The sequence below is a fragment of the uncultured Veillonella sp. genome, assembly GCF_963524655.1.
In the GTDB taxonomy this organism is placed as follows: domain Bacteria; phylum Bacillota; class Negativicutes; order Veillonellales; family Veillonellaceae; genus Veillonella.
This window is the reverse complement of the sequence record NZ_CAURHA010000016.1, coordinates 27,144-39,922: the sequence shown is the minus strand read 5'-3', so window position 1 is coordinate 39,922 and position 12,779 is coordinate 27,144. Positions and strand designations below refer to the sequence as shown.

Sequence of the window (12,779 nt, the reverse complement as noted above, 5' to 3'; positions counted from 1 at the left end):
AGATTATATAGATGAATTGGCCTGTGTTATAAAATCTGACGGTGTACCGCTATCAGCTGATTTTGGAGTGCTTACATTGGGGACTACGGGGCGCCCAAAACCTTTATGGCGTAGCGAAAAATCATGGAGTGAGTTCTTTGATATCCAAAACAATATCTTTCACATAAACAAAGATACAAAAATTTTTTTACACGGTAGTTTTAGCTTCACTGGTGTTAGTAATATGGTTATCGCCGTGCTATGGTCTGGTGGAACTGTTGTTACAACGAGTTCGATGCGTCCAAATCGATGGAGCCAGCTTATCGAGAAATATCATGTAGACCATATATATGCATTACCAACAAAATTACGATTATTAGTACGTCATTGTAAAAGTAAATTAGAATCTATTAACTTTATCATTGCAGGATCTCAAGTACTGGATCGACAGTTGATGGAGCAGTTAGAAGTAATATGTCCGAACATGGAGTTTATTCTCTATTATGGTGCATCTGAGCTTAACTATATAACATATTGTACAGGTAAAGAGTGGTTACAAAGAGAAGGCACAGTGGGAAGACCGTTTCCATCTGTCCAAATTGCAGAGAAAAACGGCATTATTTACGTAACCACAAAATATCATATTGAAGGCATACCAGATACATATACTGTAAATGATTGCGGTTATATAGATAGTGATGGATATCTCATGTTTAATGGGCGGCAAGGAGATGTCATCAATAAAGGGGGCTATAAAATTCCTATCCCCGAAATGGAATTGTATTTACAATCCTTACAAGGCGTTTCTGAAGTTGCTGTTGTTACGATTACTGATGATATACGAGGGGAAGACTTTGTTGCTTATATGGTGTTAGAGGATACCGCTGAATTAAGTAAAATTATAGAACTCATTCATCATGAAAGACCTTCTGTAGAGTGGCCAAAAGCAATACTAGAAATTCCTATGTTACCCCTTACGGAATGCTCAAAAGTTGATAAACGAAAGTTAAAAGAGTGGTATAATAAAGGGTAATCGTTTTTTCTGTTATAAGGAGGCATCATGCAGATTAATAAGGCTGCGCTAGAGATTTTTGACTTTACGTCCTCTTTAGCCGTATATTCTGAACATGAATTAAAGGTTGGAGATCAAGCTATACAAGATTATATTGCCAATCATGTAGCTAAGGCTTTCAAAGACCCCGGTGCTAGAACAGGTACCTTGCATGATGCAAGTCCTTTTGGTAAACAGCTGGTGGAGTATAAAAATGGAGACCTCAAGTTTATAGATTTTTCTAAGAATTTGGGTGAAAGCTTATTTACCTATATGAAGCAAGCAACTGACTCCGTAGTTATCGATACGATTATTTGTGAAGCTGTTACAGATACGACTTATATTTGTATTCTTTTGTGCCAAGCTCATGATGCTTTTACCCATCAGCTATTTAGTGAAGATGATGGTACATTAGCTACAGAACTCGTTTCGCATAAGGCGGTACTACCGATGCCATCTCAAAAATTACGTGCCTTTGCATCTATTAATTTACATGATTTTAGCGTTCGTATCTTTGAACCGAAAGGTGAGTTTGATGGTGAAGTATCCTATATCTTAGCGGATAAGGTATTACAATTAGGCACTAATCAATCTTCCCGAGATACGGTGAAAAAGGTGAAAGCTATTGTAGATAAGGTAGCTCAAGCGCATGAGTCTGATGGCGTCGTTGAATTGACGACTGCTAAATCTATGATTGCTAAAAATGCTGAAGTATCTGATACGGTTGATCCTGTGCGTATAGTAGAAGAGGTATTCAAAGCGAATCCGATTCAACAAGAGGCGGCTAAAAAAGAGTTAGCCGATGCAGATATGATGCGGCCATTACCGGTAAACCGTGAATTTGCTACAAAGGTTGGAGAACATCATAAGATTAAAACCGATACAGGCATTGAAATTTCATTTCCTGTGGAGTATATGAAAAATCGCGAGTTCATTGAAATTAAAACTAATGATGATGGAACTTTGCGCATTGAATTAAAGAATATCAATAAAATTATGAATAAATAAGAATATCGGACTAGATATTAACTTATGATGATTTATAATATATAGAAAAATATTATATATTGATTAGTTTTATTTGTTACGCTAATATATAAGGTGGGATATAGTGAGTAAAGAAAAACATAAAAAGACTAACGCATTGCGTATTTTAGATACCCATAAGGTACCTTATAGCATTAGCGAATATGAGTGGTCTGAGGATCATGCAACAGGACTTCATGTAGTAGAGGCGTTAGGCCTAGACGAAAAGGACGTTTTTAAAACTCTAGTTGGTAAAGGTGATAAAACAGGTTACGTTGTATTCTGTATTCCTGTAGCCGCTGAACTAGATATGAAACAAGCGGCTCGCGTAAGTCATAATAAGTCTGTAGAGCTTGTTCCTGTTAAGGACTTACTAGGAATTACAGGTTATTTACGTGGAGGCTGTTCTCCTGTGGGTATGAAAAAAGCGTTTCCTACTTACTTTGATGCTACTATGGAGTCTCTAGAGTTCGTATATGTTAGTGCAGGCCTACGTGGTATGCAAATGAAAGTAAATCCAAAAGATTTAGCGTCTGTTGTAAAGGCTGAATTTATTGAACTTACGATGGATCATTAAGAGGTGCGTATGGCTAAAAAGTTTTATGCAGTTCGAAATGGTCGTGTGCCAGGTGTTTATATGACTTGGGCTGATTGTGAGAAGCAGGTCAAGGGCTTTGGTGGAGCTATCTACAAGTCTTTCCCTACGGAAGCAGAAGCCCGTGCTTTTGTGGAGGACTCAGGCTTATCTTTAAGTGACTTTATGAGCGCTAATAAGAGTGAACCTAAATCATCTCAAGGCTTAAAGTCTAAATCGATAAGCTCTAAATCTGTAAACTCTAGGGCTCAAAGTAAAGTATCAGCAAGTGTTGTGAAACCAGATTTTACTAAGCCAAACCATGTGGTTGCTTATATTGACGGTAGTTATAATAAAGGGACAAATACCGTTGGAGCAGGTGGTGTTATCTTCTTGAATGGGAATAGAGAGACCTTTTCCTTTCCCTCTACTGATGAACGATATACATCATTTTGGAATGTAGCTGGTGAGTTGTTAGCTGCTATTTATGTTATGAAATATGCTGTTGATCGTGGCGTTCCTGAATGTTCACTTTACTATGACTATATGGGCATTGAAATGTGGGCCACAAAGGGATGGAAACGCAATAATGCGCTTACTCAACAGTATGCAGCATTTTATGACTCAATAAAAGACCGTGTGCGCGTACACTTTCACAAGGTGGCTGCTCATACGGGTGATACATATAATGAAATGGCCGATGCACTAGCGAAACAAGGTGCAGGTATTTAGAAATATAAGAAGGGAGGGTGCTATGAATATATGTGTTACAGGTGGGGCCGGATTTATTGGCTCTCATCTTGTGGGTCGATTAATTGAATTAGGGCACAAGGTGCTTGTTATAGATAATTTATCTACTGGTGTACGTTCTTTTGTACATGAAGCTGCTCAATTTATTGAGATGGATGTACGAGATCAAAAACTAGTATCTATTTTTGAAGAGTTTAAGCCCTCTATCGTATTTCACGAGGCGGCCCAAACTATGGTTCAATCCTCCATGGAGAACCCTAGTTATGACTGCGATGTTAATTTATTAGGGCTTATTAATGTGCTTGATGCATGTCGTCAAGTGAAGGTTGAACAATTCTTAATGCCTTCGTCCGCGGCTGTTTATGGGGATTTAGCAGTATTGCCACTAACTGAGGAATTAAGTGGTATGCCTTCTTCCTTTTACGGACTAACTAAGCTTACGGCAGAAGGGTATTTACGGATTTATCGTGAGGCCTTTGGATTAAATACAGTATGTTTTAGATATGCCAATGTATATGGCCCACGTCAAGGTGATGGTGGTGAAGGTGGCGTTATCAGTGTGTTCAACCGTTTAATCGTTGAAGGGCAGCCTTTAACTGTATATGGTGATGGCGAGCAAACTAGAGACTTCATTTATGTAGATGATGTGGTAGAAGCTAATATCAAGGCTATGGGGAATAGTCAATGCACAGGTATTTATAATGTATCTACCAATAAGGGAACATCTGTTAATGAGTTGATTACGCGATTCCGTGCCATTAGTGGTGCTGATTTTATGGTGCACTATGAGGCTGAGCGGGTAGGGGATATCAAGCATTCTCGTTTAAGCAATGCCAAGGCAGAGCGCGATTTTGGCTTTGTAGCTTCAACTACATTAGAGGACGGCTTACAAAAGACATTAGAATATTTTAAAGCTCATCATAAGTAAGGGGTACAAGGTTTGGGGATATGAGTGATACACAATTTTGGGTAACTGTAGGTGTCTGGAATCTCATCGTATTTAGTATGTATGGATATGATAAATTATGTGCTATCAAGGGATATGGACGGATTTCAGAGTTTACTTTATTATTTTTAGCATTTGCCTTTGGTGGTGTAGGTGCTTTATTAGGCATGGTTCTATGGCGCCATAAAACACTAAAGATTAAATTTAAACTAGCTATTCCTATTGCATTGCTGTGGTCTGTCTATGCGGTAGGCTTCGGTTATGGTTTGTGGGTAAACTGATTGCATAAACTAATATTTTATTCATTCTTTTATGATATAATGGGTAAAATATTGTACATAAAATGTCAGTGAAGGAGATATTTGATGTTGCGATTACAATCGGGGTTCGAGTTAGATTACGCTAACATATATAATGAAAGTTGCATACAAGAGCGAGACGTAAATAATTTTGAACGAGCTATACAAAATGTGTGGCGCCATACAAATATTTTACGTTCTACAGGCTTTGAAGAAGGCCATGTGTCTAAAGATGGGTTACCTGAACCTGTATTGTTTTATCAGCTTCCATATATTTCGGAAGATGGTATCAATACACCAGATATGTTAAAACGTCTTTACGAATTGCGTGACTATGCACGTCACAATATCGATACAGTTGTGTCTGTAGGCATTGGGGGCTCTTATTTAGGGAGCAAAGTTATTTTTGACGTTCAATGTGGTGCATTTTGGAATAATCTAAGTACGGAAGAACGCAATGGATATCCACGGATGTACTTTGCTGGTTTTAACGTAGATGGCGACTATTTAGCAGGTCTTATCCGTACCTTAGAATACCAGGCTCAGAAAAAAGGTCCTGATTATAAGGTAATGCTCGTTATTACCTCCAAGTCTGGTTCTACCATCGAACCAATGGCCAACTTCATGATTTTGGAGAAGGCTTTACAAGATCGCAACATTAACTATGAAGTAGTAGCTGTAACAGATGTATCTAATGATGAACATCCTACAATTCTACGGGCTATGGCACTAGAAAATAATTGGAAAACTTATAGCATTCCTTATGGCGTTGGTGGTCGCTTCTCTGTATTTACAGAGGTTGGCTTTGTAACAGCTGCTCTTGTAGGTTTTGATATTGAAGGCTTCTTAGCTGGTGCTGCCTCTATGGATGCAGCATGTCAAGAAGAGGATATTTTCAAAAACCCTGCTTTACTAAGCGCTTTATTGAAATATATTGCATCTGAACGGTATGGTCGTATTATTGAAGTGTTTATGCCTTATAGTGATGCTCTTCATTCTTTGTCAGACTGGTATGTGCAGCTTTTATCCGAATCTCTAGGCAAGATGAGTAATACTTGCTTGCCATATGGTCGTACACCAGTAGCTGCAGTAGGCACTATGGATATGCATGCTCAAGTTCAAGAACATCAAGAAGGTCGTCTCAATAAGGTCGTTCAATTTATTAAGGTAAAAGACTGGAAACATAATCTCATCGTGCCAGATACGTATAGCCAATATGAACGCTTACGCTCTTTATCTGATGTGGGAATTTGTGATATTTTAAATATTGCCTTAGATGCAAATAGAGAGGCATTGTCTAGTGACAATCGCTTTAACATGACTATAACTGTACCAACTTTAAATGCATTCCATTTAGGGGAAATTATGTTTATGCATTGTTGGGCTGTTTATTTCGAGTCTATTTTTGCTGGCGTTGATGCCTTTGACCAACCAGGCGTTGAGGTCTATAAGCGTCTTATCGGTCCTAAATTAGCTCGTGCTAAGGACACAGATAATTCATAAGGGGGAACTATGAATATTTTAGTAACAGGTGGTGCTGGTTATATTGGGAGTCATACTGTACGTGCCTTACAACAAGCAGGCTATACACCAATCATTGTAGATAATTTATCTCGCGGACATGTAGAATCGATTCCTGAAGGGGTTACATTCTACAACATGGATATTTCAGATCCTAAGTTGATAGATATTATGAAAGACCATAATATCATTGGTATTATGCATTTTGCAGCCCATTCTCAAGTTGGGGAATCCATGATAAATCCAGCCATTTATTATGAAAATAATGTAGTTGGTTCTTATCACCTCATTGAGTCTGCTCGTACTGCAGGTGTGAAACATTTTGTATTCTCTAGTACGGCTGCCGTATATGGTGAGCCTGAAGTGGTGCCGATTCGCGAAGATGCTCAATTGCAACCTACCAATGTATATGGTCGCACTAAATTGATGATTGAAGAAATGTTATCTGATTATAGTTCTATTTATGGTTCTACATTCGTAGCTTTGCGTTATTTCAATGCGGCTGGCGCTGACCCATCTGGTACGATTGGGGAGGACCACCATCCAGAAACTCATTTGATTCCGCTTGTGCTCGATGCGGCTCGTGGTAAAAGAGAGCATATAACAGTATTTGGTACTGACTATGATACAGCTGATGGCACATGTGTGCGCGACTATATTCATGTTAATGATTTAGCGGTTGCTCACGTATTGGCTATGGACTACTTGCGTAATGGCGGTGAGTCTGAAGTATTTAACCTTGGTAGTGGTAATGGCTTCTCCGTAAAAGAAATCATCGAAACTGCAAAAGAGGTAACAGGCATCGATATTCCTGTTCAATATGGTGACCGTCGTGCTGGCGACCCAGGTACTTTGATTGCTTCTTCTGAAAGAATCAAAAACTTACTTGGTTGGGATCCTAAATTCAGTAATGTAGCTGATGTTATCAAAGATGCTTGGAAATGGCATACATCTCATCCAGATGGTTTTAACAGTAAATAAAATAAGAACAAATCCTTTTGATTTGTCAATATAATGAATGACTCTATTAGTCACCTAGGTGACTGGTAGAGTCATTTTTTTATAGGAATTTAAAAGGGCTTCCTAGAAATAGTTCGAAGGAGGTGAATTATGAACTTACAAAACTATATAGAACAAATTAAAGGCTGGATTGATAGACAATATTTTCTTGTACGCCATTATCGAATGATAATTGTTATTTTCTTTGTACTTGCTTTAGGGATGATAGTAGTCGGTATTTTTTATCCTCAAGAAGAGGAATCTATCAATATGAATTCAGCCTTATCAGAGGGCAGTATTGATAATCAAAGGAAGGCAGATTCAAAAGAGCAATCGCAAGGGAAATCTAATAACAAAAGAAATGGTAGTGATAAAGGAAAATCTAGTAAAGAGGGAGTAGATAATAAAGCTATAAGTAATGAGAAAGACGGCTCTAGTGTTAAGGGGAGATTACTATATGATGTGAGCAGTGTAGAGCGGTTTCATCCTTGGCAAGAAGTCTTTAAAGATATTTCTAGTTTGGATATATTAAGTGAAGATGATGAGACTAAAGATATAGATAACGACCTAGATACTATTAGAGATGATGAAATATCCCTTAATAATGGTAAACAATCAAGCAATAAAAGGGCTGCAAGGCAATATAGAGTTACGAAAAATAAAATTACAAAAACGGATAGAAAAAGTAAGAATTTGAATGGAAATATAACTCGTGATGATATGAATAACTTTAGTGATGAAAACATTCACTCTCGAACTGGGATTAATTCTAAGGTGTTAATTCCAGAACAACCAATAGAACTTGTGGGAGTCATTGAGGGGAATCAAAATATTGCTATTTTACGAAGAGGCTCAGAAGAGCAGATGGTTACGATTGGTAGTAGTTGGCAAGGGATATCAGTATCTGCTATTACTGAAAATAGTGTAGAAATCGTCGAAGGAGGTTCATCACGATGGCTGAAAATCGAGTGAGTAGATTTATATTCTCCACTGAAGCTGTGTTAATACAAAACAGAATTATTAAAGTTAAAGGATATAAAGTCAATAATAAAGAAACTAGAGCCAATAAAGTTAATATAGGCAATAAAGTTAATATGGCCAATAAAACCAATATATTACTAAAAATTAGTATTCTAATAGTTATACTGACATATATATTATTTGCGCAACCGTTAGTTGTATTAGCAGATACTAAAGAATCAAAGACAACAAATAATGTAAGAAATAATGTAGCAAATAGCGTAGAGTTTAATAATGTAGCAAATAGTCTAGATCTTAATAACGTAACAAATGGTTTAGAGCTTAATAAAGAGAATGAGTCGGTTACGATATCTGTGCGCAATGCGTCATTAAAGGAAACAATTCTCGGTATTTGTAGAAGTTATGGTATATCGGTTATCGGTGTAGAATCACTAAAAGGAAATATTACGGCAACCGTAAAAGGGGAGTCTCCGGAAGAGGTTATTAAGGAGCTTGGTCGGATATATCATTTTTCTGTAACAAAGCAGCATAATACATTGCTTATTGAATCTGATGAGGCAACACTGGAGAATAGAGAACTCTATGTTCTATCCCCAGAACACTTGCCAGCAGAATCTTTGAAAGCTGTAATGGGTACCGTAGTAAAGAATGATAAAATGGCCGTACTTTCAGAACAAAATGAGGTCATTATGCATTTAACAAGTGGTGAAAAGAGGCGTGTAGAAAATTTAGTCCGTGCTATCGATAAGGAACCAAAGCAAGTGCAACTTGAAGCTACTATTATTGCGATGGAGCAATCTTATGCAAAAGAACAAGGTTTTCGGTGGTCTTGGCTCAGTTTGACTGGCCATGGTGATGATAAAACTAATTCCTATGGAGCCGTTACCTTTGGTAAAACACCAAGTGGAGAAGCTTATAAGTTTTTTGTAAAACCAGAACTAAGTCTCCTGGAAAGTTCGGGAAAAGCCGTTTTAATAGCAAAACCTTCCATTATGGCTCTTAATGGTGAAACAGCTCATATTTTGATTGGTGAAAGAATTCCTGTCGTAGAGGAGTCAGAGGTTAATGGAGAGCGGAAGCGCTCTACTCGTTATGAAGAGGTAGGAATTAAATTAAACTATACTCCTATTATTACTGCCGATGGTGGCGTGGATGCTAAAATACATGCTGAGGTGAGTACGCCGATTATGGTATCGGAAATGAAAGCTTACAAAATTAGTACAAGGCAAGCGCATACTAGAGTACGTTTACAACAAGGGGAAGTCCTCGTTATAGGTGGGCTCATGGATAATCGAGATCAGCACCAAATACAAAAGGTTCCTATATTAGGAGATATCCCTTTGTTAGGTAAATTATTTCGCCATAGCAGAAAAACAAAAGATTCTATAGAGATGTTGGTGTTAGTACGGGCAACTGTGGTATAATAAAGGGTAAATGATTAGGAGGTTGTGAATGGAACGCATTCGAATGATAGGCCTTGGAAAATCATTTGGGGTGCGCCAAGTATTTTCCAATGTGTCCTTTGAAATAAAAGAGGGGGATCGACTCGCCTTGGTAGGGCCTAATGGGGCGGGCAAGTCTACTTTGCTGAAATGTATATTAGGCTATGAGGAGCTAGATGAAGGTAATGTAGTTAAGTCTCCTGTGGCAAGCATTGGCTATTTGCAACAAGATGTAAATCTTGGTGACGATAGCTTGGCTACTGAAATCGAAAAGGCTTGGGCCGATGTACATGCATTGGAAGAACAACTTAAAGAACTTACGAGCCGCTTAGAAACTGAAGAGGCTAGTGAAGCTGATTTACAACGCTTAGATTATTTACAAAATCGTCTAGAATGGCTTGGTGGTTATGATTATGAGCAAAAGACAAAGCGCATTGTTTACGGTTTAGGTTTTACTGATGAAGATCTAGATAAACCGGCTAACGCTTTTTCTGGCGGACAAAAGACGCGTATTAACTTAGCAAAGGCCTTAGTTCGCCGTCCAGATTTTCTGTTTTTGGACGAACCGACAAACCATTTAGATATGGATATGCTCGAGTGGCTTGAGGGATACCTATCCGCCTATCCCGGTGGCATTCTTATCGTCAGCCATGACCGTTATTTCTTAGACCGCATCGTCACTGGTGTTGTGGAGCTAGATAATCATAAGGCTACAACGTATCGTGGTAACTATAGTCGTTATATCCAACAACGTGATGAACGTTTGAAGGCTGATATGGTGGCTTATGAGAAACAACAAGAGTATATCAAGAAAACAGAGGCTTATATAGATAAATACCGGGCAGGTATCAAGTCTAAAATGGCTCGTGGGCGTCAGTCCCAGCTCAACCGATTAGAACGTCTTGAGGCGCCTGTTACTTCACATCATTTACAATTTTCTTTCCCACCTGCTGCTATGAGTGCTGATAAGGTTCTAGTCTTAGATCACTTGTCTGTAGGGTATGGTGAAAGTCGCATCATTGATGATATATCTCTCGTTGTTCGCCGTGGTGAGTCTGTGGCGCTTATTGGTCCTAATGGGGCCGGTAAATCGACTTTAGTAAAAACTATTGTAGGCGAACTATTCCCTGAATCTGGTCATGTAGATCTTGGCAATCGCGTACAAGTGGGGTACTTCTCGCAAGAGCACGAAGAGTTACATGATTCTTGGCAGGTAGTAGAAGAGATTATGAATCACTTTAACTACAGTGAAGATAAAGCTCGTAACGTACTCGGTTCATTCCTATTTAAAGGGGATGATGTGTTTAAACTGGTCGGTGATTTATCCGGTGGTGAAAGAGCGCGTTTGGCATTGCTGAAATTATTCCTTCAAGGTGATAATTTCCTTATTTTAGACGAACCGACAAACCATTTAGATATTCCTACGCGAGAAATTGTGGAAGACGCACTGCAACAATTTGAAGGAACTTGTTTCATTATTTCTCATGATAGATATTTCTTGGATCAAGTTTCTACAAAAACAGTAGTTCTAGATGATGGAAAAATCACTGAGTATCTCGGTAATTACTCATACTACAAGGAAAAGCTAAAGGAGCAAGAAGACTTATTAGCGATAGCTAATGAGCAGAACTTAGAGGCTGATAAGGTTGAGAGCAAATCTGGTTCAGCTGATGAGCCGGCACTTTCAGCATCAGAATCTACAGAGGAAAATCAGAAGAAACCGAATGCTTATATGGTGGAAAAACAATTAGCAGAGGTGGAATCTGAAATCGCTCGTCTTGAGGCAACAATGAAGATGTACGAGGTGCAATTAGCAAATCCTGTAGTGCAACAAGATTTAGATGAAATGTCCAAAATCTCTTTGCAAATTGAAGAGACTCAAAGCGAGTTAGATTCATTGTATGAGAAGTGGGAAAAGCTATCTGAATAGCGTATTTAATGCATATATTATTGGGGAATTAAAATCATTATCTTTTAATTGACAAAGTATTTTATATTCTCATAATATAGGAATAGATTTAAAGTTTTATGTTTTGAAAGAAGGGTGTAACATGAATAAATCCATGTTGAAAAAAGCAGCCATTTTTGGTCTTGCTGGTGTAATGGCAGTTGCTGCTGGTTGTGGTAGCAATAAAGATGCAGGTAGTGCAAATAGCAATGAAGCTAAAATTGCATTATTAACAACAACAACTGGTGGTGCTGCAGCATATGGTGAATCCATTAAAGCTGGTGCAGAATTGGCAGTGAGCGAAATTAACGCTGATGCAAACGCTGTAAAAATTAACTTATTAGTAGAAGATACTAAAGGTGATAAAAACGAAGCTATCAATGCAATGAATAAAGTAATCGCAAAAGATAAAGTTGTAGCAGTTATTGGTCCTATGTTGTCTGGTGAAATGATGGCAGCTGGTCCTGTAGCAAACAAAAGCAAAGTAGTTGCTATTGGCACATCTACAACGGCTGAAGGTATTACAGATATCGGGGATTATATCTTCCGTAATGCCGTACCTGAATCCTTGGCAGTAGATACAGCTATTAAAGAAGCTCATAAAACTTTAGGCTTTAAAACAGCAGCTATTATGTACTCCAATAACAATGACCAAATGGTATCTGTAAATAATACAGCTCGTAAAGCATTGGAATCCGTAGGGGTACAAATCGTTGATACTGAAACATTTGCAGATAAAGATACTGACTTCTCTGCACAATTGACTAAGATCCAACAAGCTAAACCAGATGTAATTATCGTTGCATCCCTTTACCAAGAAGGTGCCCTTATCATGAAGAAAATGCGTGAAATGGGTATGAATCAACCTGTAGTTGGCTCCAATGGCTTCAATAGCCCACAATTCATTAAAATTGCTGGTGATGCAGCTAACGGCGTTATCGTTGGTACACCTTGGTTCCCTAATAAAGAAGACCAAAAGGTTAAAGACTTCCGTAAAGCTTATGTAGCTAAATATGGTAAAGAACCTGACCAATTCGCTGCACAAGCATACGATGCAGTATATCTTTATGAAGCAGCTTTGAAAAAAGCGAGCTCCACAACAGATCGCGAAAAATTCCGCGAAGCATTGAAAAACATTGCTGACTTCGTTGGTGTAACTGGTCAATTCAAGTTCAACGAAAAACGCGATCCTTCCATGGAAGTTCAAGTATTACAAATTAAAAACGGTCAATTTGACGCATTAACAAAATAAGTTGAGGTAGT

At 38.3% G+C, this 12,779-nt stretch carries 12 protein-coding genes; all 12 read left to right on the top strand.

Translation table 11 applies throughout. From position 1 onward, the window contains the following. Positions 1-16: 16 nt before the first annotated feature. Positions 17-1,012, top strand: coding sequence for an AMP-binding protein (locus tag RYM16_RS04745; protein ID WP_314982636.1), 996 nt, complete (start codon positions 17-19; stop codon positions 1,010-1,012). A 27-nt stretch (positions 1,013-1,039) separates the two neighbouring features. After that, positions 1,040-2,038, top strand: a complete 999-nt coding sequence (locus tag RYM16_RS04740; protein WP_314982634.1) for a nucleoid-associated protein — start codon at positions 1,040-1,042, stop codon at positions 2,036-2,038. 103 nt (positions 2,039-2,141) lie between these two features. Beyond that, positions 2,142-2,633 carry a Cys-tRNA(Pro) deacylase gene (gene ybaK, locus RYM16_RS04735; RefSeq protein WP_314982633.1) on the top strand — a complete coding sequence of 164 codons (492 nt, stop codon included), beginning with the start codon at positions 2,142-2,144 and terminating at the stop codon, positions 2,631-2,633. A 9-nt stretch (positions 2,634-2,642) separates the two neighbouring features. Beyond that, positions 2,643-3,362: a ribonuclease H family protein gene (locus tag RYM16_RS04730; RefSeq protein WP_314982631.1), complete on the top strand. Its 720-nt coding sequence runs from the start codon at positions 2,643-2,645 to the stop codon at positions 3,360-3,362. Between the two features lie 22 nt (positions 3,363-3,384). Then, a complete protein-coding gene (locus RYM16_RS04725; protein ID WP_314982629.1) occupies positions 3,385-4,308 on the top strand; it encodes an NAD-dependent epimerase/dehydratase family protein in 924 nt (307 codons plus the stop codon). Between the two features lie 20 nt (positions 4,309-4,328). Next, a complete protein-coding gene (locus RYM16_RS04720; protein ID WP_296004474.1) occupies positions 4,329-4,607 on the top strand; it encodes a DUF1294 domain-containing protein in 279 nt (92 codons plus the stop codon). A gap of 84 nt (positions 4,608-4,691) precedes the next feature. Further along, positions 4,692-6,128 carry a glucose-6-phosphate isomerase gene (locus RYM16_RS04715; protein WP_314982627.1) on the top strand — a complete coding sequence of 479 codons (1,437 nt, stop codon included), beginning with the start codon at positions 4,692-4,694 and terminating at the stop codon, positions 6,126-6,128. A gap of 9 nt (positions 6,129-6,137) precedes the next feature. Beyond that, complete coding sequence (gene galE / locus RYM16_RS04710; RefSeq protein ID WP_314982625.1) at positions 6,138-7,127, top strand: UDP-glucose 4-epimerase GalE; 990 nt, start codon at positions 6,138-6,140, stop codon at positions 7,125-7,127. Positions 7,128-7,256: 129 nt separating this feature from the next. Continuing rightward, positions 7,257-8,117, top strand: coding sequence for a hypothetical protein (locus tag RYM16_RS04705; protein ID WP_314982623.1), 861 nt, complete (start codon positions 7,257-7,259; stop codon positions 8,115-8,117). A 122-nt stretch (positions 8,118-8,239) separates the two neighbouring features. Next, positions 8,240-9,550 carry a secretion protein gene (locus RYM16_RS04700; protein WP_314982622.1) on the top strand — a complete coding sequence of 437 codons (1,311 nt, stop codon included), beginning with the start codon at positions 8,240-8,242 and terminating at the stop codon, positions 9,548-9,550. 28 nt (positions 9,551-9,578) lie between these two features. Next, on the top strand, positions 9,579-11,498 hold the full coding sequence (locus tag RYM16_RS04695; protein WP_314982620.1) for an ABC-F family ATP-binding cassette domain-containing protein: 1,920 nt from the start codon (positions 9,579-9,581) through the stop codon (positions 11,496-11,498). 121 nt (positions 11,499-11,619) lie between these two features. Further along, entirely contained in the window at positions 11,620-12,768 is a 1,149-nt protein-coding gene (locus RYM16_RS04690) for an ABC transporter substrate-binding protein (protein ID WP_314982618.1), read from the top strand. Positions 12,769-12,779 lie beyond the last annotated feature (11 nt).